The sequence below is a fragment of the Gemmatimonadaceae bacterium genome (assembly GCA_036496605.1).
Classification (GTDB): domain Bacteria; phylum Gemmatimonadota; class Gemmatimonadetes; order Gemmatimonadales; family Gemmatimonadaceae; genus AG2.
Genome location: DASXKV010000025.1, coordinates 32191 through 53598 on the forward strand (window position 1 = coordinate 32191; position 21408 = coordinate 53598).

The following is a 21408-nucleotide window of genomic DNA, read 5'->3' on the forward strand; positions in this document are numbered from 1 at the left end:
GTCATTCTCCTCGTGAAAGGGAGGAAGGAGATGTGAAGACAGCGAGTCAGTGAGCGCTCGATCAGTTGCGGCCGAACGACAGATCCACGACAACCGGGCGGTGATCGGAAGCGGCGGGGACGACTGGAACGAATGCCGTGTCGACCTTGCCGTTAGGCGACACGAGAACGTAGTCGATGCGTTCCGTGGGCGTGTCTGCTGGATAGGTGAACCCCGGCCCGGCTGTCGTCAACCAGCTATCGTGGAATCGGCCGAAGAGTGGTTGGAGCTCCTCCGCATCGGGCGATGCGTTCATGTCCCCGAGCAGTAGCGTCGGCGAGTCGACCGCACCGATGCGCGCGAGCATCTCCGCAACCTGCGTTCGTCGCACCGATGGATCCTTGCGGTAGTCGAGGTGGGTCACGAACACGCGGACACGCGTACCATGCACATCGATCGTCGCCCCGAGAAGGCCCGGCATGCGCGTGGGCACGGGGTCCTCCGTCTGCGTCGAGAGCCTCGTGAGCGTATCGTTTTCCCACGTCACGATCGGGTACCGGCTGAGCAACGCGACGCCGAATTCGCGCTTCGGTGCATCGGCGCTCGCGCCGGGAAGCTCGTAGATGGGCCCGAAGCGCACTGGCATGCCCAGCGACTGGCCGAGCCGACTTGCCTGATCGACGAAGCCGCTGCGCTCTGCCCAGTGCACGTCCACTTCCTCGAGGCCGACGATGTCCGGCGAGAAGGCGCGAATTGTCGCCGCGGTTCGGTCGATGTCACCGTGACCGGCGTGGATGTTGTACGTCATCACGCGGAGCGTCGTGCTCGGGACGCTGCGCGCCGTGGATGACGGGATCGCGCGCGGTGCACTCGCGCAGGCGACGAGCGCGATGCATGCGACGAGGAAGCGAAATTGCGTGATCAATGTCGATATAGGGCAGTGAGGGAACTCGACGCCTCGATCGGCTCTGATCCGTGCAGTGTACTCTCTGGTTCGGCACGCCGTGAAGGTCTTCGTGTCCAGGCGTCGAAGCGTGCGAGGACGCGGCTAGCATAACGCTGGACTGCGCCCGGCGCCACCGCCCGGCGCCACGGCCGAAGGACATCCGGCACGCGCCAATGACGCGGGCCTTCAAGCGACTGAAGAGTGTTTTGAACAGCAGACGCTGAGTATCCTACCGTGAATCTCGATGAAGGGGATCGACAGCTCGCGCTGGACATTCTTGGCACTGATGACTTGGCTCTCATCGAGCAAGCAATCAGCGCGTTCTGCCGCGAGCATATCGGCCAGGGCGTTGCGCGCGATCCTGAGGACGGGCAGCGCGCGCGAGCGGCATTGCGCGCACCGGTCGCCGACAGCCGCGCATTCGTTAGGCGCACGGTATGATCAGCATGAGGGCGCAACACGCGATGACGAAGCGTCTGATAGGCGCACTCGAGATTCTGACTACGTTCGCGGGGCTTGGCGCCTGCGCGCGCGCGCCCGACGCTCGATTGCCCAGTATTCCGACCGCGCTGACTAGCCGCATGATACCGATCGGCCCAGGGGTGGCGCTCGAGGTCCTCGACTGGGGCGGTCGCGGTGCCTCGCTAGTCTTCCTTGCCGGCCTCGGAAATACCGCGCACGTCTTCGACACGTTCGCACCGCAGTTCACGGACCACTTTCATGTCGTCGGCATCACGCGGCGGGGGTTTGGCCGCTCGGCTGGCGCGCCGCCGCCCAACAATCTCGACACGCTCGTCGCCGACGTCGTGGCGGCGCTCGATTCGCTCGGACTCGAGAAGGTCGTGATCGTCGGGCACTCGATCGCCGGCGAAGAAATGACGCGATTCGCCGAGGAATACGGCGCGCGCTGCGCGGGGCTCGTCTACCTCGATGCGGCGTACGACCGCTCCGGGATCGACACACTTGCTTCAAAGCAGCCATCCGCATCCGATCCACGGATAAGCGCCGCGGACACGGCCACGTTCGCAAGTATTCGCGCCCTCTACGCGCGCGTGATGGGCGTCGAGGAACCCGAATCCGACATCAGAGCAACCGAGAGATTCGACGCGGCGGACCGCTACCAGGGCTCCGTGACTCCGAACACCCTCAAGGCACGCGTCGCAAGCGGGAAGCAGGTGGCCCGCTATGACCGGATCCACTGTCGCGCTCTGGCAATCTACGCCGTGCCCGACTCGGTGGCCGACGTGGTTCCGTATTACAAGGAGCTCGACGCCGCCGGGCGCGCTCAGGCCGACTCGCTGCTCGAGTTCGTGCAAGTCGTAGTCGCCGATTCGCGGGCCCGAATCGGGCGGTTGCCGCAGTTTCAGCTCGTCGACGTACATGGCAGCAATCACTACGTTTTCTTGCAACATCCGCGTGAGGTCGCTGGAGCGATACGGACGTTTCTCGCGACAGAGTTTGCGTCGCCACGGCCTAACGAGCGCTGAAGCTACGGCCGATTGAGATACTTCTCCGGGATCGGCGCTCCTGGCCGTTCGCCCGCCCAGTACACCGTCACCACCAGACTGCCCTTTGCTGTCGCCACGTAATCCTATGGCGTCTCTGTTGCCACCGGCGATGACCAGGTTCATGGTGGGCGAAACGTCGCCCTCCTCACGACCGAAGTACATTCGTCCCGCTTAGCGACCACTTCCAGCTCCGCGACCGGTGCCTTCGACCTTCGCTGCCGACGTCCGCTTCGCCCTGCGTACGCTCCGTCACAGTCCGCTCTTCGCCGTCGTCGCTGTCCTCTGCATCTCGCTCGGCGCCGGCGCCGTCACCACGATCTTCAGCGTCATGAATGCGCTGGTGCTCCAGCCCCTCTCCGGCGCCGTCGACGCGCGGCAGTTGGTGCGCATCGCGAGCTCTCGGCGCTCGGTGCGTCGTTCACGCAGGAAGGCCGAGAGCCGGCGTGGTTGAACAAGTACACCGACATGCGCCTGTCGCCTTTGATCGGTTTGCCGCCAGACGCGAGCGGACCGCTTCAGGCATTCCTGAGCGTCTTGCTCGGCGCGGCGTCGCTCGTGCTCATCATCGCCAGCGTCAACGTCGCTGCGATGCTCTCGTCGAAGGCCCTCGCCAGGCGACGCGAGATGGCGGTGCGCGCCGCGCTCGGTGCAACGCGCCTGCGACTCGTCAGGCAGCTGCTGACGGAAATTCTGATTCTCTTCGCGCTCGGCGCTGCGGGTGGCCTTGCGCTGGCCTACCTGGGGACGAGCGCGCTCGAGCGGATGCCGATTCCGGCCGAGATCACCTTCGCGCCGCACCTTTCCCCTGACGCGCGGGTGTTCGCGTTCGCGCTCGCGATCTCGCTGCTGACGGGCCTGATCGTCGGACTCGTGCCGGCGCGCCGAGCGACACACACGGACGTCGCCACACAACTCCGCGATGGGGCAGCTGCGGCGAGCGCGCGACGCACTTGGCTCGGCAATGCACTCGTGGTTAGCCAGCTCTCGGCGTCGCGTGTTGCTCGTCGGCGTGGGACTCTTTCTGCGCGCGCTGCAGCACGCGAGCCGAATGAACCCGGGGTTCGACGCGGCGGGTGTAGCAACAGCGCAGTTCGACGCTGGATCGTGGGGCTACGACGAGGCGAAGGGTCGGGTGTTCTTCCGCGCGCTGCGCGACCGCGTCGAAGCTCTTCCTGGCGTCACGGCAGTGTCGTACGCGGCGCTTCTTCCACTCACGCTCCGCAGCAACGTTGACGAGATGGAAGTCGAGGGCGACACGAAGGTTCCGATACACTTTCTGCAGGTGGACGACCAATACATGGCGGTGCTGCGAATCGCTGTCGTCGCCGGGCGGAATCTTGCTCGCACGGATGACGAGCGCGCGCCGAAAGCGGCCATCGTGAACGAATCGTTCGCGCGCCGCTTTGCCGCGGGGCGCAGTGTCCTCGGACGGACGTTCCGTTATCGTGATAAGCTGGTGACGATCGTCGGCGTCACTCGCGACGCGAAGCTGGAGTCAATTGCCGAAATCATACCACCGCGCGTCTACTTCCCGCTGGCGCAGCAATGGGAGAATCACCGATCGCTCATGGTGCGCACGAGCGGTGATCCGCGCGCGCTCGCATCGGCGATCCAGGCGGCGGTCCACGAGCTCGACCCGACCGCGCCTCGTCCGGCCGTGGTTCCGCTGACGCGATCGATGAGCATCGGTCTCATGCCGCAGCGCATCGCCGCGACGGTGACGGGTGTGCTCGGTGGCGTCGGTCTGATTCTGGCAACCATCGGACTCTACGGCATTATCGCATACTCGACGAGCCGGCGCGCGCGCGAAATCGGGATTCGTCTCGCGCTCGGCGCGCGCCGTGCCGACATCCTCACGATGGTCTTGCGCGACGGCGTACAACTCGTCGCGTTAGGCGTCGGGCTCGGGTTGCTGATCGCGGCGGGCGCGTCGCGCGTTCTCACGAACCTTCTCTTCGGCGTCAGTCCATTCGACGTGGCCGCGTTCGCGGGCATGTCGGCACTGTTCGTGGCGGTCGCGCTCGTGGCAAGCTGGCTGCCCGCGCGACGAGCCGCGAATTCGAGTCCGATGGTGGTGATGCGCGCGGAATAGGGAGCAGCGCAGCGCCGATGAAAGAACATCAGCGCGCACCGACCGTGGCGGCTGTCACGGGTGCGGCTTTCCGGAATTCGTCGACGTCCGGCGATCGGAGTGCCGCCGGCGTGAGCGACTCGTACAATCGCAGCGATCGCACCGTACCGACCGGATCGACGACGAACTGCACCAGTCCCGCGCCTTCACGCTTCTCGCGCCACACCACCTTGTACGCGTCGCGCGACCACGGCTCGAGATCGCCGATCCGCGACGGTCCGTACTGCAGCACGATCTTGTCGGCCGCGACATCGACGTTCACGTCGCCGTACATCTCGTTCGAGTAGCGACCTGCATAACGATCGATCGGCACCGAAGGCGTTGCGTCTTTGGGGCGTGAAGCCTCCAGCCGCTGCATCGCCTGCGCCTGCGCAGCTTCCTGCTTGCGTGTCTCGGCTAACATAAGTGCACTCCAATCGCGCGGCGGAGCGCCGAGATACATATCTAGAATACGGTGGCCGATCGCGGCGAACACAGTGTTGTGACCCTCCGTGTTCGTGAGGATCACGAACCCCAGCCGCCGCTCGGGCACCCAGGTCACCTGCGAGAGCATGCCGTCGATGCCGCCAGTGTGCGACAAGACTTTCACACCGAGCAGATCATACATGCCGACGCCGAGTCCGTAGGCGTGGAAGTGCGTCGATGGCGAGAGCGTGTCGTCGGGACTGGGGATGATCGTTTGTGGTGATGAGATTTCTCGTAACGTCGCCGGAGCGATGAGCTGCCGGTTGCCAACAGCGCCGCCGTCGAGCAGGAAGCGCAGCCATTTCGCCATGTCTTCCACGTTGGAGTTGATCGCGCCCGCCGGACCGATGTTGTCGATGTTGCGCCAGGGAATGGACGTGAGTACTCCCTTATCCAACAGATGTGGTGTTGCGACGTCAGTTTTGCCAGCGAGCTCGCGCACGCTCGTGTTGCTCGCACTCATTCCGAGCGGTTGAAAGATCCTTTCCTTGACCAGCTCGTCCCAGCTCCGACCTGCCGCGGCAGCGGTGGCCTCGCCGGCCGCGAGCACCATGATGTTCTGGTACCCGTACTGCGACCGGAAGCTGCTGTTCGGCTTCAGATAGCGAATGCGTCGCAACACTTCGGCGCGATCGAAGGGCGAGCCATACCAGAGCATGTCGCCGCGTCGTCCGAGGCCGCTTCGGTGTGAGAGCAGATCGCGGAGCGTAATCTCCCGCGTCACCCAAGGATCGTAAAGTTGAAAGGAGGGCAGGTACGTCGTCGCGGGGGCGTCCCAGCTCATTTTCTTCGCGTCGACCATCATGCCGGCGAGCGTGGCGGTGAACAACTTCGAGTTCGAGCCGATCGCGAACAGCGTCCGCGCATCGACGCGCTCTGGCTTGCCCGTCTCGCGCACGCCGAAGCCGCGCTCGTAGACGACGGAATCGTCGTGCACGATCGCAATGGCCAGTCCGGCGATTCCCCAATCGGCGACGGTGTGCTGGATGTACGCGTCGAGCGCAGTGAGGGATGCCGCGGACGGTGCGCTTGGCGTGGTGACGCGCTGAGCGTACAGCGGCACCGGCGACACGCCGGCACATAGCGAAAATGAAAGAACGAACGTTCGAAGGCAACTGCGTGCCACTCTGTGCATGGGCTTCCTTGAAGCAGGGTGTGGACTGGGCTGCACGATTCTCGCGACGGTGCAGGCGAGGAGCAAGAGGCCCGAGACGTCTCAAAGGGCGCGAAGTTCCAAACGGCGCGAAGTTCCAAACGACGCTGAGTCCCGAACGGCGCTGAGTCCCAAACGGCGCTGACTTCCATACAGCGCGAGGTCCCAAACGACGTTTAACGACGTCCGGGACTTCGCGCCGTCCGGGACTTCGCGCCGTCCGGGACTTCGCGCCCTCTGGGACTTCGCGCCGTCCGGGACTTCGCGCAGTTCGGGTCCTCCTTCCCCCACCCCTGCCCACCCATCATCATTGGCGTCGACGACTGTGGACGCTGACTCAAATTCCTACCCGGACGGACAATTACGTGAGTGCATCTCGATGGTTGACGGCAGCGCTGCTCGTCGCGGCGCAGGCGCCGTTAGGCGCGCAGGCCAGGCCCGACTGGGCCGCATTCGACAAGTACGTCGCAAAGGCCGCCGCCGAGTGGCGCATCCCGGCGCTCGCGATCGCGGTCGTCAAAGACGATTCGGTCGTCTTCGCCAAGGGCTACGGCGTGTTGCAGAAGGGAACTTCGCAGCCCGCCAACGAGCACACGCGCTTTGCGATCGGATCGACGACCAAGGCGATGACGGCCGCGTCGCTCGCCATGCTCGTCGACGAGGGCAAGCTCAAGTTCGACGACCCCGTCACCAAGTACATCCCCGAGCTCCAGCTGTACGATCCATGGGTCACGCGCGAGCTCAGGATCCGCGACCTCCTCACACATCGCAGCGGTCTGCCAGGCACCGACTTGTTCTGGGCGACGAGCTGGAAGTACAGCCAGGCGGATATCATCCGGCGGCTTCGCTACATCCAACCCACGGCCTCGTTCCGCTCGGAGTGGCAGTATCACAACGTCATGTACGCCCTCGACGGCCTGATCATCGAGCGCGTCTCGGGCATGCCTTGGGAGCAGTTCGTCAAAACGCGGCTCTTCGCGCCCCTCGGCATGAACGAGACCGAACCGCTGGTCTCGCTGATCATGGGCAAGCCTAACGTCGCCGTTCCGCACGCGCTCATCAATGATTCCGTGACGGTGGTACCGGTACGGTCCACCGACGGCGTGGCGTCGGCGGGAAGTGTCTGGTCGAGCGTGTCGGATATGGCCAAGTGGATGCGGTTCGTGATCGACAGCGGCCGCGTCGGCGACAAGCGCTTGATTCAGCAGCGTACTTTCGCCGAGTTGATCACGCCGCAGATTCAGGCACCGATGGAAGAGTACCCGGCGCTGCAGCTCGCGAAGCCCGACTTCTTCAGCTATGGGTTTGGATGGTTCATCCAGGACTATCGCGGCCAGCAGGTCTGGATGCACACAGGCAGCATCAACGGTCTGTGCGCGATCATCGGCATCGAGCCGAACAAACGGCTCGGCGTCTACGTGCTAGAGAACCTCGACCACGCGGAGCTCCGCCACGGTTTGATGTACACCGTGTTCGACCTCTTCGAGAATGGTCCGCGCCGCGACTGGAGCGTCGACCTAAAGCCGATCTTCGCGCGCCCGCCGGCGAGGGTGGCGCAGACCGGGCATGCGACATCGCCTCCGTCGCTCCCGCTCGAGCGCTACGCCGGGACGTACGTCGACTCGGCCTATGGCGACATACACGTCGCCTTCCAGAACGGCGCGCTAGAGGCCGCGGTCGTCACCGATCCCGCCGCGCCGCTGGAGGCGGTGAGCTTCGACGCGTTCCGCACGAAGCCGAGCGGCAGCGCTCGCCCGACGGTGTTGACGTTCGTTCCCGACGGAAACGGCGGCGTGAGTGGGGTGCGCGTGTTCAACATCCTGTTCGCTCGCGAGCGCGCACAACGATGACGGCGTTCTGAGGACGCGCGTCTCCTCCCACTCATAAGTTGTAGCTCACCCGGGGGCTTGCGGCAAGCCGCGGGTCGTGTTGTAAAGTCGCTCCCTTCTAGAATCTTCAGCGGCGGGGGGGAGCGACATGCGGATGGGCGGCTACGTGTTGGATTTCCGGGACATCGACCAGACGCAGGTCGCACTCGTTGGCGGCAAGGGTGCGCACCTGGGGGAGCTGTCGCACATCGAAGGCGTCTGCGTGCCGGCTGGCTTTTGCGTGACGACGAACGCCTTCCAGCGCATCATGGCCGAAGCGCCGTCGGTCGCGCATCGCCTCGACGAGCTCTCGCGCCTGGAGCCGGACGACCGCGACGCCATTCGCGCGCTCAGCCTGGAAGTTCGCGAGATCGTCGAAGGAGTCGCCGTGCCTAACGATCTGGCGGCGGCGATCACACAGGCGCTCGTTCGACTCGGCGAGCGAGAAGCCTCCGCCGTCCGATCCAGCGCGACGGCGGAGGATCTACCGACGGCCTCGTTCGCGGGCCAGCAGGACACGTATCTGAACGTCATCGGCGCCGCGGCGATCCTTCGGCACGTCAGCCGGTGCTGGGCCTCGCTCTTCACCGAGCGCGCCGTGACGTATCGTCTGCGAAACGGCTTCGACCATCGCCAGGTCAGCATGGCCGTGGTCGTGCAGCGGATGGTTTTCCCGCATGCAGCCGGCATCCTCTTCACCGCCGATCCCGTCACATCGAACCGAAAGGTCGCCTCCGTGGAGGCCAGCTTCGGACTCGGCGAGGCTCTGGTCTCGGGCCTGGTGAACGCAGACGTCTACAAGGTGCGGGACGGCGAGATCGTCGCCAGGACGGTCGCCACGAAGCAGCTTGCGATCAACGCATTGCCTAACGGCGGCACGCAGCAGCAGACAATCGAGCCGGAGCGGCAGCAGCAGCCTGCGCTGACTGACGCGCAGGTCGTGCGGCTCGCGCAGTTGGGCCGGCGGATCGAAGCGCACTTCGGCCGTCCTCAGGACATCGAATGGTGTCTCGTCGATGAGGATTTTCACATCGTTCAGAGCCGGCCGATCACGACGCTGTTCCCGATCCCCGCAGCGGGCGACCAAGAGAATCACGTCTACGTCTCCGTCGGTCATCAGCAGATGATGACCGACCCGATGAAACCACTCGGCCTCTCCTTCTGGCAGATGACGACGCCCAAGCCGATGGCCGAAGCCGGCGGGCGGCTGTTCGTCGACGTCACTCAGCTTCTGGCTTCGCCGGCAAGCCGCGCAAGTCTGCTGGCGGCCCTGGGGAAATCCGATCCGCTGATCGGTGACGCGTTGCAGAGCGTCATCGACCGCGGCGACTTCATTCGGTCGCGGCCTAACGAGGACGCCCCGTGGGCGCTGCCGGGCGCCGCCGGAGCCAGTTCCGTCGCGACCGATCCCGCCATCGTCACCGAACTGATCGAAGAGAGCCAGGCGTCGATCGCCGCCATGGAACGTGACATCCGAACGAAGGCCGGAGCCGCGCTGCTCGACTTCATCCTTGCGGACATTCAGGAGATGAAACGGGTCCAGTTCAATCCGCGGAGCATGCCGGTGATCATGGCGGGGATGGAGGCCACGTGGTGGTTGAACGACAAGATGCAGACGTGGCTGGGCGAGAAGAACGCCGCCGACACGCTCACGCAATCCGTCCCGCACAACGTCACGTCGGAGATGGGGCTCGCGCTCCTCGACGTTGCCGACGTGATCCGCCCGCACCCGGACGTGGTGGCCTTTCTCCGTCACGTCGACGATGACAAGTTTCTCAACGAGCTGCCCAGGCTCGCGAGCGGTCGCGAAGCGCGAGACGCCATCCAGGCATGGCTCGACAAGTACGGCATGCGCGGCGTCGGCGAAATTGATATAACGAGGCCGCGTTGGAGCGAGCGTCCCACCACGCTCCTGCCATTGATCCTCGGCAACATCACCCAGTTCGAGCCGGGCGCCGCCAAGCGGCGCTTCGAGCAGGGGCTACAGGAGGCGTCGAGAAAGAAACACGACCTGCTCGAACGCCTGCGCGCGTTGCCTAACGGCGACGAGAAGTCCGCAGAAGCCGAGCGGATGATCGACCGAGTCCGGACCTTCAGCGGCTATCGCGAATATCCGAAATACGGCATGGTCAGCCGCTACTTCGTTTACAAGCAGGCCTTGTTGAAGGAAGCCGAGCGTCTCGTGCAGGCCGGCGTGCTGGCTGAGAAGGAGGACCTGTTCTATCTCAGGTTCCAGGAGCTCCAGGACGTCGTGCGCACGAAGCAGGTTGATCATCGGCTCATTCACCAGCGCAAAGACGAGTTCAAGACTTACAAAACACTCACGCCACCCCGTGTGCTGACGTCGGATGGCGAGGCCGTCGCCGGGTCGTACCGACGCGAGGACATGCCGGCCGGCGCGTTGGTCGGCCTGCCGGTTTCCGCCGGAACCATCGAGGGTCGGGCTCGCGTCATCCTCGACATGGCGGAGGCCAGTCTCGAAGCGGGTGACATCCTCGTCACCGCGTACACGGACCCGAGCTGGACGCCTCTGTTCGTCGCGATCGAGGGCCTCGTGACGGAGGTCGGCGGCTTGATGACGCATGGCGCGGTGATCGCACGGGAGTACGGCTTGCCCGCCGTCGTCGGGGTGGAGCATGCCACTCGGCTGATCCGGGATGGCCAGCGTATCCGCGTGCATGGAACGGACGGATACGTCGAGATCCTGACCTAGCGGGCCAGCCTTGCAATGTGCCTGACGAGTCCTGCGTTGCGCGCGCCTAACGCCGCTGTAACGAAGAGGTTGGTCCGCGCTCACTAGCGATCACGCGTCGTCGATGCTATCGTGGTGCTCTCTCCAGCTGTCGTGCTAGTACACCAACACTGAGGCGAGCGACACTGACCCCGTCGGAGAGGGCGGGGTCGCAGCTCCCGCCCGGGGAGGCAGCGATGTCCGAATACTCGACGTACCGTCTGGATTGTGGGCATGTTCACGTCGTATGCGTTCAATCCAAAACCGACGAGTGCGGGGAGGCATGTGCAGGAATGGTGATCGCCATGTCGAAGGCGCGCTTCGTGGATCTCGCGACTCTGCGAGCGACGTCGCAGGCCGTTGGCGGAGCAGAGTACCGCCCCAGTCCGAAGGATGCCGGCGCAAAGGTCACCGATCGGCGACAAGCCGGTCTCGCGGCCGTGCTGATGGCTGGAAAAGGGTCCGAAGCCGGCACCGGCGCGGCGAATCTCGTGAACATCCTCAAGAATTTCGGGGTCGCGTCGACGCTCCATCGATCCGGGGCGGCGGTAAAGATCAAGGACGCGGCGGCGTCGGGGAAGCCGGTGATTGCCGGCGTTTCGTGGCCCCAAGGCGGCGGCCACTTCATCGTCGTTCATGGTACCAGCAACAAGAAGTATTGCATTCTCGACCCCGGCCACGAAGGGGTGGTCAACACGACGCCAGTGGGCAGCATCTCGTACATCACCCCGTACGGCCTGACGGGCGAGTTCGACGAGGCCATCGTTCTAACCTAGGACGGGTGGCATAACGAGCTGAATGCTGGGTGTCCGGGCACGGTCAACGGCAAAGTCCGTCTTGACAGGAACAGCGATGCAAGACATAGATAGTCTATGTCCTCGAGCAAACGCGACCTGCTGCCCGGCACCCTGGACCTGCTGATCCTCAAGACCATCAGCGCGTCTCCGATGCACGGGTACGGCATCGCACAGCACATCAAGCGCCTCTCGCGCGATGTGCTCCAGGTGGACGAAGGCTCACTCTATCCGGCCCTCCAGCGCCTGCGCCAGCGCAGATGGCTCAATGCCGAATGGGGGCAAACGCCTAACAACCAGCGGGCGCGCTACTACACCATTACCGCAAAAGGCCGCGAGCAGATCGGCGAGCAAGAGGCGGGCTTCGACGAAATCGTCGTGGCCATCCGGCGCGTATTGCGAGGCGCCACGTGAATCTGACCGAAGCATGGAACCGCCTCCGCGACCGTCTGCGTCGCGAGCGGCTCACGTCGGAGCTCGATGAGGAGCTGCGCTTTCACCAGGCCATGCTGGAGCGCGACCAGCCCCCAGGGCTGGCGAGGCTGGCGTTAGGCAACGCCACGTCTCACAAGGAGCGCGCCCGCGACCTGTGGAGCCTGGGCTGGGTCGACGACGTGCTACAGGATCTTCGCTACGCGGCGCGCGGTCTGCGTGCCAGGCCCGGCTTCACCCTCGCGGTCGTGCTCACGCTGGCTCTCGGCATCGGCGCGAACGCCGCGATCTTCTCGATCGTCGACCGGCTGCTCTTCCGGCCGCCGCCGATGCTCGCTCATCCGGCGCTGACCAATCGCATCTATGTCGCGCAAAGCGATCGCGGGCGGGAAGGCGTATGGCCGGGAATGGCGTACGCGCGCTATCTGGATTTCACGCGTTCGACAACGTCCTTCGTGCGAACGGCGGCGTTCACCACGCAGACGCTCGCCGTCGGTGTGGGTGACGAGGCGCGCGAGATGCCGGTGGCAGCCGTGAGCGCGAGCTTCTTTGGTTTCTTCGACGCCGCACCTGCACTCGGCCGCTATTTCACCGCGCGCGAGGATGCAGCACCGACTGGAACGCCCGTCGTCGTTCTCAGCCACGTGCTCTGGGAGGTTCGCTTCGGCGGACGGTCGGACGCACTCGGCGCGTCGTTCCAGATCGGTCCGACTATCTATACCGTAATCGGCGTCGCCCCGGCAGGATTCGCGGGTCTCTCGCCGACGCAGCCGGCAGCGGCATACATCCCCATCAGCACGTACGCCGCGAGCTCGGGATTCCAGGGCAGCCCGGGCGACGAGTGGTGGCAGACGTACCACTGGAACTTCGCGCAGATGATCGCCGAGCGGAAACCGGGGGTGGCCGTCGCCGAGGCAAACGCTGATCTGAACAACGCGTACCGGCGCAGCTACGCGGTGCAGCGAGACATCAGCCCGGACATTCCGCCCATCAAGCTTGCGCGCCCGCGCACGATCGTCGCGTCGGTTCTCGCCGAGCGTGGGCCTAACGAGAGCAAGGTCGGGAAGGTTGCGGCTCTGGTCGCCGCGATGGCGGTCGTCGTCCTGCTGATCGCCTGCGCGAACGTCGCCAACCTGCTGCTCGCGGGCGCGCTGCGCCGGCGCCGCGAGATCGCGGTTCGTCTTGCGCTCGGCGTGAGCCGCGCCCGTCTGATCGCGCAGCTACTCACCGAGAGTCTGTTGCTGGGATTGCTCGGCGGCGCGGCGGGGCTGGTCGTGGCGCAATGGGGCGGTGCGTTGCTCCGCTCGTCCTTCCTGCCTAACGACTCGTCGACGACCGTGATCGGGGATCCGCGTACGCTCATCGTCGCGGGAGCCGCGGCACTGATCGCGGGCCTGCTCACCGGGCTCGCGCCGGTGTGGCAGAGCCGTCGCGCGGATCTCGCGCACGACCTCAAGGCGGGCGCGCGGGAAGGAACGGGCACGCATCATGGCTCGCGCACGCGTGCCGTGCTGCTCGTCGTGCAGGGCGCGCTCTCCGTGGTGCTGCTCGTCGGCGCCGGCCTCTTCGTGCGCAGTCTGTGGCACGCGCGCGACCTGCGCCTCGGCTACGACGTGGATCCCGTGCTCGCCCTAGAGCTCAACATGCGCGGTGTGAAGCTCGACAGCGCGCATGCGGTCGTGCTGCGCCAGCAAGTCCTCGACCGGGCGCAGTCTCTGCCCGGCGTCGAGCACGCGGCGCTCCACATCAGCATCCCGTTCTGGAGGACGTTGGACGGACGCAACGGCATCGGCGTGAACCTGCGCGTCGCCGGGATCGACTCCGTGGACCGCCTCGGTGAGTTCTACCTCGATGCCGTGACCCCCGATTACTTCGCGACGATGGGCACACGCATCCTTCGCGGCCGCGGCATCGGCAAGCAGGACGTGGCGAATGCACCCGGCGCGATGGTCGTGAGCGAGGCGATGGCGAAGGTGCTCTGGCCAGGCGCGGATCCAATCGGGCAGTGCGTGCGCATCATAACTTACTCAACAACGGGTAAGGAGGCGCTCTGCACGTACGTCGTGGGCGTTGCCGAGGACATCAAGAACGAGAGTCTGAGCGACGACAAGGGCTATTACTATTATCTCGCCTTGGCGCAGTTCCTCCCGCAGCAGGCTGGCGTGTTCGTGCGACTGCACGGCGACGCGGCGGCGCAGGCGGAAGCAATCCGGCGCAGCCTGCAACCGCTGATGCCCGGCGCCTCGTATGTCACCGTCACTCCGTTGGCTGACGTGATCGGCAGCCAGATGCGCTCGTGGAAGCTCGGCGCCACGATGTTCGTCGCATTCGGCGCGCTTGCGCTCCTGCTGGCGGCTGTGGGGCTATACAGTGTGATCGCGTACAACGTGGTGCAGCGGACGCACGAGTTGGGGGTCCGGATCGCGTTAGGCGGGCAGGTGGGTGACGTGGTCGCACTCGTGGTCGGCCAGGGGCTGCGGCTCGGCGTCGCCGGAATCGTGATCGGCGGGATGATCGCATTCTCGGGCGCGCGCTGGCTGAAGCCGCTCCTGTTCCAGGAGTCGGCGCGCGACCCCGCGGTGTATGCGTTCGTTGGCGCCGTGTTGGTCGCGGTAGCGGTCATGGCGAGCTATGTCCCCGCGCGTCGCGCGGCGAGGGTCGATCCCAATATTGCACTCCGTGCCGAGTGAGAAGAGCCAGACTCCGCGCCGTCTCAGGTCATATCCACGTTGATGCGATAGTCCTGGCCTTCCCATCGCTGCTCCTCGGGATAGTACAGCGTGAAGTCCACTGCAGCGCCCGACGAGAGCTCGCTCGTGTCGAGATCTGCTATCCATACGCCGAGTGTACCGGCGGCGCGGGCAGTCGTGTCGTGCCAAGTGCTCCACCCGTCACGCGACCAATGCACCATCGCGGCACGGGTTGTCTGCACGCGCAGCGTGCGGCCTGCGCGCATGACGCGTGTCTTGTTGGCCGCGGACCAGATGGCATGGCGCGCTGTAATTTTCTGCCGGACGTATCGCTCGTAGGGCTGGTCCGGCATGTCGAAGACCACGCCGTCGCGAAGCGAACGCACCAGTTTCACGTATTCAGCGTGCGCCCAGACGAGTGGCATCGCGCTGCCGCTCGGACGGCCATTGAGAAGCTCCCGCTCCGGCAAGTCGTCGCCGTCCCAGACCTGTTCCGGGAGCATCCCGCCGTCGCTCGTCTGCGCGCGCATGACGCCGAGCAGATGAACAGCCGCCTCCGGGCGACCACGTGCCAGCTCATAGTGCGCGCGCTCGCCGGCAAGCAGCGGCCAGCCGCGGCCAACCCCCACGCCGTCGAAGGGTGAACCGTCTTCGTGCTCGCCATAGCCGTCGTTGTTGTAACGGTACCATGTCGGCCCGGTCTTCGTGCGGCGGCACAGCAATGCGTCGATGACGCGCACCGTGTTGAGTATCCTTGGATCGTTCGCATCGCGAAGGCCGAAACGCACGAGCGCGAGCGCGTCGGGGCTGATCAGATTCTCGTATCGGATCTGGTCCGAGAGCGCGGTGACATGCTCTAGCCGCGGGCTCGGCCGCGATTGTTCGCTGACGGTCGGACGTTGATCATCGAGTCGGACAACGTTATCCCGGCGCGTGCGGAGGAGGTCCGGGAGGAGCAGTGTGACAGTTCCAGTTCCGTCATTTTGAGATGCTAAACCCGGAATATCGAGTGTTAAGGCGTCGATTGTGACCGTTGTGTCACCCCGAGTGTTGTCGGGATGTGACTCATCGCAAGCCACCCGGCGAGGCTAAATTGAACGTCCTCGAAACTATTGCAGATACACGAAGCTCCGCCACGCAGACGCTGCTGGCGACCCTGCGCAGGAAAGGACCCACATCAGGAACATGACTGAGCCAAGTCGCAATGGGCGCCTAGAGCGAAAGTCTACGCGTCTTTCACTAATTCGCTAGCAGCGATGAACGCTTCTAACTGCGCGCGTAGCGGGCAGCTGTCGCGAAGGCGAGGAAGTATCTCCGCAGACCGCGCGCTGAGTCAGGCGGAACTTTCTCATCGAAGAAGAGCCGGCAGAACTCTTCGCGTCCGCGGAGAATCTCGCGCCGTCGTGGACCGCGCCACCGGTCATCCGTCGCGGTGAGGTCGAACAACTCGAGCGCGCGCGCCAAGGCGCCGTCGAAGCGTGCGCGATTGTTCGAGTCGTGCGCGCGAATCGCGCGCTCGACTTCACTGCCTACGTTCGCCAGCTGTTCCATCAGCGTGAGCGTATGCCAACGTTGCGCCGTTGCGGCGTGAATGGGCGTCGTCTCACTCATTGCACTGACACCAGTGTCTCGACGACGCGACGAATGCCCGCACGCGTGGCCTCGTGTTCGACATCTCGGCTGCGATTGTTCTGTGACGGCCGGACGTTGATCATCGAGTCGAATTCGATCCAGTCTGGGCCGGACTCGCTCGGGTACAAGTTGATGCCCCAGAGGTCCGCTTGTCGCGAGCCATCCTCGAGCAGCAGCGCCTCTTCATCCGCATGCAGCTCGCCGCCCACTGCCATTACACCACGGGAGATGTCGACCACGGCCTTGACCATGTCGCCAAAACGTGCTTGCGCCATCGTAACGAGTTCAGTGCGCGTGAGGCGCTCGCGGATGATGCGCATTTCAGATGGACTCATGCCCGCATAAACTATCTCCGCGGGAGTGCCGCCGCGCGTGCGACTTCGAAAAAGCCGGATCTCGCTACTCACGTCTCGCTTCTGGATCTCGCCTTCGACGGCCTTGGGAGCTTTCCGTCGCCTAACGCCGCATCCGATGCGACGCAGTGTCGATTCTGGAAGTCCTCGTTCGTCGTGTCGATGTGATCCCCTGAACGCAGTCTCCACCCCTCGAAAGGAACATCGCAATGTCGAAGGTTGTCGCACTCATGTCCATGTCGCTCGACGGCTACGTCGCCGACCGCAACGATGGCGTGGCCGAAGTGTTCGACTGGTACTTCAGCTCGGGGGACGTCGAATTCAACACCGGAGGGTCGGACCCCATGACGTTCAAGGTGTCCGCGCCGAGCGCCGAGCATCTTCGCGGTCTCTGGTCCGAACTTGGGGCCGTGCTCACCGGTCGACGCACGTTCGAGGTCGCCGACGGCTGGAACGGAAGTCACGCTTGGGGACCGGCATTCGTACTTACTCACCACATACCCGCCGGATGGCCGCGACCCAACTCGACTGTGCACTTCGTGACCGACGGCATCGAAAGCGCCGTGAAGCAAGCCAAAGCCGCTGCCGCCGGGAAGTCCGTTGGAGTCCATGGCGCCGACACCATCCAGCAGTTGCTGAATGCTGGTCTACTCGATGAACTCTCCATCGACATCGCGGCGGTTCTTCTTGGCTCCGGAGTTCGACTCTTTGAGCACCTCGCCGGCACGCCAGGCGTCCTTGGCAACCCGACGGTGATCGCGGGCGTCGGCGTTACACACCTGCGCTACCCAGTACGCAAGGCGTAGTAGTCGTACGGCGCGACGGCTTCCCGAATGGACGCGCAATCCGCGCGGGCAGCAACCCCGTCGACCTCAATTCCGTCTCGGCGGTGCGCCTAACGACGGCAGAGGGGATTTCGAGATCAGTGCTCAGTCGTCACGATGACGCGGTGTGTGCTCACGAACTCCAACAACTTGGGAACGACTCAGCGTACATAGTACTGATAACAGTCGCTCGTCAGCACAGCCACTCCAGCCGTCGTCACGACGCGGAAGTGGATATCGAACGATGTGCCGACCGGATTCGTCACCACGCGAAAGAGGTCCTGCTTCGCTGTGCCGCGGTCGTCCGTGACAATGTCCTGTGGGGCGTTGCCCTCTCCGAGGGTGAGCCAGCCACTACTGGTACAGTTGCCGTCCACCACGCCGTCCACCGCGCGCTGTAGCTGGTAGTGCGCGTTCGGCGCGAGGTCGCGCACCCAAACGCCGAGGTCTATACGGGTCGCATCGTCGTTGGCTTGTCGGAACTTCACATGGCCAAATCCGTCGGCGCCTTCAGCTGGCCGGAGGATAGCCTCGAGATTGAAATTGGGGTTCACGCCATCGAGCTCTGCTGCCGTCGACGTCGCCCGCTCTACCATTGGAGGTCGTGGCGAGACCACGTCGTTCGAACGCGCACATGCGGCGAAGAAGAGCCATCCAGCGAGTTGACAAACCATATGCCGCTTCATCAATGCCTCGCTCGGTAAGAGAGGATGGTAGGGTCGGACCGGTGCGACACGAAGCGCCGAATCACCCCGGCGCCGCACGATGGGATAGCGGTTCCGCCTCAGTCGCCCGTGGCGCGACCAAGCGTCCCTGCGTCAGCAGTATCGTCGCTTCCCCCGTGGTCATCACATCATGCCGTCGCTGCTCGGTACCGGCATACGGCGACGCGTCTTCCGGTCGCTGCAGCTTGGGCTCCGGCGGCCAGGTGGCGATTCGGGTGAGCCAGGTCGCCAGAAACGCAGTGGCTACGCCGGTCAGAAGCGTCAGCAGCGGCGCCCGAAAGCTGAGTGGACCAATCGATCGCAGCAGCACACCGCCGGTGAGCGCACCGAGGCCGCCGGCGAGAAGATCGTAGACGGCGGGACCGCGGGTGAACGCCGTCAGCACACCAACGATCTTACCCGTCACGAGCCCCAGCAGGAGCAACATCACGAGCCACACGAGCATGTTCATCTCGATTCCTCGTTAGGTTTTATAGTGCGACCGCTCAGAGGCGCCGGACGTTCACGGTGAGGGGCCCACCGAGCCCTTCGAGCACCTCGAACGCAAGGCGAGTCCCTTCTTCGATCAGCCGCAGATCCTCGGCGCAGATGCTGGACTCGTCGAGCAAGCAATCCGGACCGCCGCCATCGCACGTGACGAAGCCATGACCCTTGGCCAAATCGAACCAGCGAACGGTGCCCGTTGCGTGCGGCAGTACGGCCGCATTGCTCGGCATGCTACTCCTCGAGTGAGACGCGAGAAAAGAAAAGCCCGACACGCGAGGTGGCAGGCCCATTCGTATCTCGGCCGCGCGACGAGCGCGCGTATGTCGCATTGAAGTGTAGTGCACTACACGATAATCCGCAATGATGGGTTTAGCATATTATGAATCCGGACATGCGCCATGTGAGCGTCACGCGCCGTTCCGTTATTCCAGTCCGTTCGCGAGCCCGGACGCGGCCTCGACGTGCCGCCGAATGCTGAAGTTCCTTGGGTCGATCACCGCCTGCAGCGCGCACCCGTGGACCAGGCTCACCGCGACGGCGGCGAGTCCATCCGCGCGAGTTCCTGGCCCAAGCGTCTCGCTGACGACGCGAAACGCACGTCGATAGCCATCGAGACCGCCGACGACTCTCCTCCGGATCATCGCATCGCGGACTCCGAGCGCCCAGTATTCGAGAAAGAGCCGAAAGTGACGCGGATCACGCGACAGACGCTTCATCTCCGCACCCAGGAGCGCGCGCATTCGCTCCGCCGGCGACGTTAGGCGTGCGACCCCGGCAGAGATCCGGAGCACCGTGGTCGCCTCGAGTACTCGGTCGAGCAACGCCTCGACCAGCGCATCGCGACGGCTGAAGTGGAAGAGGACCGTTCCGTGGCTCACGTCAGCGCGCGCGGCGACCCCGCGCACCGTCAGCGCTTCGATGCCCTGTCGCACCGCAACTTCATACGCGGCGCGCAGGATATCCTTCCGACGGTGCTCTTCTGGCGCCTTCTGACCCGGCATGAGACTTCTCGTAACTACGTCGCTATGTGTTGCCGCCGCGTCAGTACATGCCCTCCATGCCGCCACCGCCGGCGGCTCTTTTCTCCTCCGTGTGCTCGACGACCGTGCATTCGGTCGTCAACAGCAGCGCGGCAATCGACGCCGCATTCTGGAGCGCCATGCGCGTCACTTTCGTTGGATCGATAACGCCCGCCTGAATGAGATTCTCGAAGGTGTCCGTCAGCGCGTTGTACCCGAACGCATCGTCCTTCGACGTGCGCACGCGCTCGACGACGATCGAGGCCTCGCCGCCCGCATTCTGCACGATCATGCGAATCGGTTCCTCGATCGCACGGCGCACGATCTCGACACCGATCTGCTCTTCCGGATCCTGAAACTTCAGATGCTTCAGTACCCGCTGCGCCCGAATAAACGCGACGCCGCCGCCCGCGACGATTCCTTCCTCGACCGCGGCACGCGTGGCGTGGAGTGCATCCTCGACGCGCGCCTTCTTCTCCTTCATCTCACTCTCGGTCGCAGCACCGACGTCGATGACGGCAACGCCGCCAGCGAGTTTGGCGAGACGCTCCTGCAACTTCTCCTTGTCGTAATCCGACGTCGACTTCTCGATCTCGGCCTTGAGCTCCTTGATGCGCCCTTTGATCTGCTCTTCCGTGCCGACACCGTCGATGAGCGTGGTGTTGTCCTTGTCGACGACGATGCGTTTGAACTGACCCAGATCCGCAACGGTGGTGCTCTCGAGTTTGAATCCTGTTTCCTCGGTGACGACCTTCGCTCCGCTGAGGATCGCGATGTCCTGGAGCATCGCCTTACGGCGATCGCCGAAGCCCGGCGCCTTCACTGCGCAGACGCGGAGCGTGCCACGGAGCTTGTTGACGACGAGCGTCGCGAGCGCTTCGCCCTCGATGTCCTCGGCGATGATGAGCAACGGACGCCCCTGCTGCGCGACCTTCTCGAGCACGGGGAGGAGATCCTTCATCGACGAAATTTTCTTATCGTGGATGAGAATGAAGGCGTCCTCGAGGACCGCTTCCATCTTCGCCGGATCGGTGACGAAGTATGGAGAGACGTAGCCGCGGTCGAACTGCATGCCGTCGACCGTCTTGAGCGTCGTGTCCAGACCCTTCGCTTCCTCGACCGTGATGACGCCGTCCTTGCCGACTTTCTCCATCGCTTCCGCGATCAGATTTCCAATTTCCGCATCATTGTTCGCGGAGATGGTGCCGACTTGCGCGATCTCCTTCTTCCCACCCGTGGGGACGCTGATCTTCTTCAGCTCCTCGACGACCGTGGCGACCGCGCGCTCGATGCCGCGCTTGAGGGCCATCGGGTTCGCGCCGGCGGTGACGTTCTTGAGGCCTTCGCGAAAGATCGCCTGGGCGAGAACGGTCGCAGTGGTGGTGCCGTCGCCGGCGTTGTCGCTCGTCTTGGTCGCGACTTCCTTCACCATCTGCGCGCCCATGTTCTCGAGCGGGTCTGACAATTCGATCTCTTTCGCGACAGTCACTCCGTCCTTGGTGACGGTCGGGGCACCGAACTTCTTATCGATGACGACGTTCCGACCTTTGGGGCCGAGGGTCACCTTCACGGTGTCGGCTAGTTTATCGACGCCGCGCTTGAGCGCACTGCGCGCGTCCGTATTGAATTGCAGGTCTTTCGCGGGCATGACGAGTCCTGGTCTGGAGAAACG

General features: G+C 64.4%; 21 protein-coding genes. 11 read left to right on the forward strand and 10 right to left on the reverse strand.

The window, feature by feature from the left end; genetic code table 11:
- Positions 1 to 61 precede the first annotated feature (61 nt).
- Positions 62 to 904, reverse strand: coding sequence for an endonuclease/exonuclease/phosphatase family protein (locus tag VGH98_08400; GenBank protein HEY2375978.1), 843 nt, complete (start codon positions 902 to 904; stop codon positions 62 to 64).
- A 255-nt stretch (positions 905 to 1159) separates the two neighbouring features.
- Here VGH98_08400 and VGH98_08405 point away from each other — a divergent pair, with 255 nt between their 5' ends.
- From VGH98_08405 to VGH98_08425, 5 genes are all read left to right on the forward strand, one after another.
- Positions 1160 to 1366: a hypothetical protein gene (locus VGH98_08405; protein HEY2375979.1), complete on the forward strand. Its 207-nt coding sequence runs from the start codon at positions 1160 to 1162 to the stop codon at positions 1364 to 1366.
- Positions 1367 to 1389: 23 nt separating this feature from the next.
- Complete coding sequence (locus VGH98_08410) at positions 1390 to 2412, forward strand: alpha/beta hydrolase (GenBank protein HEY2375980.1); 1023 nt, start codon at positions 1390 to 1392, stop codon at positions 2410 to 2412.
- Positions 2413 to 2632: 220 nt separating this feature from the next.
- The gene (locus VGH98_08415; GenBank protein HEY2375981.1) at positions 2633 to 2884 is read left to right on the forward strand and encodes a hypothetical protein; all 252 of its coding nucleotides are present in this window, start codon (positions 2633 to 2635) and stop codon (positions 2882 to 2884) included.
- A 14-nt stretch (positions 2885 to 2898) separates the two neighbouring features.
- A complete protein-coding gene (locus VGH98_08420; protein ID HEY2375982.1) occupies positions 2899 to 3666 on the forward strand; it encodes an FtsX-like permease family protein in 768 nt (255 codons plus the stop codon).
- Positions 3566 to 4525 carry an FtsX-like permease family protein gene (locus VGH98_08425; GenBank protein ID HEY2375983.1) on the forward strand — a complete coding sequence of 320 codons (960 nt, stop codon included), beginning with the start codon at positions 3566 to 3568 and terminating at the stop codon, positions 4523 to 4525. The genes VGH98_08420 and VGH98_08425 overlap by 101 nt, the downstream gene beginning before the upstream one ends.
- 28 nt (positions 4526 to 4553) lie before the next feature.
- Here the strand turns inward: VGH98_08425 and VGH98_08430 are convergent, their stop codons facing one another.
- Complete coding sequence (locus tag VGH98_08430) at positions 4554 to 6101, reverse strand: serine hydrolase (GenBank protein ID HEY2375984.1); 1548 nt, start codon at positions 6099 to 6101, stop codon at positions 4554 to 4556.
- Between the two features lie 446 nt (positions 6102 to 6547).
- Here VGH98_08430 and VGH98_08435 point away from each other — a divergent pair, with 446 nt between their 5' ends.
- The 5 genes from VGH98_08435 (at position 6548) to VGH98_08455 (ending at position 14697) form a co-directional block, all read left to right on the forward strand.
- Entirely contained in the window at positions 6548 to 8032 is a 1485-nt protein-coding gene (locus VGH98_08435) for a serine hydrolase (GenBank protein HEY2375985.1), read from the forward strand.
- Positions 8033 to 8159: 127 nt separating this feature from the next.
- The gene (gene rph, locus VGH98_08440) at positions 8160 to 10763 is read left to right on the forward strand and encodes a rifamycin-inactivating phosphotransferase (protein ID HEY2375986.1); all 2604 of its coding nucleotides are present in this window, start codon (positions 8160 to 8162) and stop codon (positions 10761 to 10763) included.
- Between the two features lie 215 nt (positions 10764 to 10978).
- Positions 10979 to 11557 (forward strand): cysteine peptidase family C39 domain-containing protein, encoded by a 579-nt coding sequence (locus VGH98_08445; GenBank protein ID HEY2375987.1) that lies wholly within the window; start codon positions 10979 to 10981, stop codon positions 11555 to 11557.
- Positions 11558 to 11653: 96 nt separating this feature from the next.
- Complete coding sequence (locus VGH98_08450; protein HEY2375988.1) at positions 11654 to 11989, forward strand: PadR family transcriptional regulator; 336 nt, start codon at positions 11654 to 11656, stop codon at positions 11987 to 11989.
- Entirely contained in the window at positions 11986 to 14697 is a 2712-nt protein-coding gene (locus tag VGH98_08455) for an ADOP family duplicated permease (protein ID HEY2375989.1), read from the forward strand. Before VGH98_08450 ends, VGH98_08455 begins: the two co-directional genes overlap by 4 nt.
- A 23-nt stretch (positions 14698 to 14720) precedes the next feature.
- Here the strand turns inward: VGH98_08455 and VGH98_08460 are convergent, their stop codons facing one another.
- The 3 genes from VGH98_08460 to VGH98_08470 form a co-directional block, all read right to left on the reverse strand.
- Positions 14721 to 15776: a hypothetical protein gene (locus VGH98_08460; protein HEY2375990.1), complete on the reverse strand. Its 1056-nt coding sequence runs from the start codon at positions 15774 to 15776 to the stop codon at positions 14721 to 14723.
- A gap of 187 nt (positions 15777 to 15963) precedes the next feature.
- A complete protein-coding gene (locus VGH98_08465; protein ID HEY2375991.1) occupies positions 15964 to 16308 on the reverse strand; it encodes a hypothetical protein in 345 nt (114 codons plus the stop codon).
- Positions 16305 to 16664 (reverse strand): DUF5674 family protein, encoded by a 360-nt coding sequence (locus VGH98_08470; protein HEY2375992.1) that lies wholly within the window; start codon positions 16662 to 16664, stop codon positions 16305 to 16307. The genes VGH98_08465 and VGH98_08470 overlap by 4 nt, the downstream gene beginning before the upstream one ends.
- 227 nt (positions 16665 to 16891) lie before the next feature.
- Here VGH98_08470 and VGH98_08475 point away from each other — a divergent pair, with 227 nt between their 5' ends.
- Positions 16892 to 17488, forward strand: a complete 597-nt coding sequence (locus tag VGH98_08475) for a dihydrofolate reductase family protein (GenBank protein HEY2375993.1) — start codon at positions 16892 to 16894, stop codon at positions 17486 to 17488.
- A 179-nt stretch (positions 17489 to 17667) separates the two neighbouring features.
- On the opposite strand, the gene VGH98_08480 is transcribed toward VGH98_08475, so the two are convergent.
- The 5 genes from VGH98_08480 to groL form a co-directional block, all read right to left on the reverse strand.
- Positions 17668 to 18102, reverse strand: a complete 435-nt coding sequence (locus VGH98_08480) for a hypothetical protein (protein ID HEY2375994.1) — start codon at positions 18100 to 18102, stop codon at positions 17668 to 17670.
- Between the two features lie 151 nt (positions 18103 to 18253).
- Positions 18254 to 18682, reverse strand: coding sequence for a hypothetical protein (locus tag VGH98_08485; protein ID HEY2375995.1), 429 nt, complete (start codon positions 18680 to 18682; stop codon positions 18254 to 18256).
- A 34-nt stretch (positions 18683 to 18716) separates the two neighbouring features.
- Positions 18717 to 18947, reverse strand: a complete 231-nt coding sequence (locus VGH98_08490) for a cold shock domain-containing protein (GenBank protein HEY2375996.1) — start codon at positions 18945 to 18947, stop codon at positions 18717 to 18719.
- 192 nt (positions 18948 to 19139) lie between these two features.
- On the reverse strand, positions 19140 to 19718 hold the full coding sequence (locus VGH98_08495) for a TetR family transcriptional regulator (protein ID HEY2375997.1): 579 nt from the start codon (positions 19716 to 19718) through the stop codon (positions 19140 to 19142).
- Between the two features lie 40 nt (positions 19719 to 19758).
- Positions 19759 to 21384: a chaperonin GroEL gene (gene groL / locus VGH98_08500; protein ID HEY2375998.1), complete on the reverse strand. Its 1626-nt coding sequence runs from the start codon at positions 21382 to 21384 to the stop codon at positions 19759 to 19761.
- Positions 21385 to 21408 lie beyond the last annotated feature (24 nt).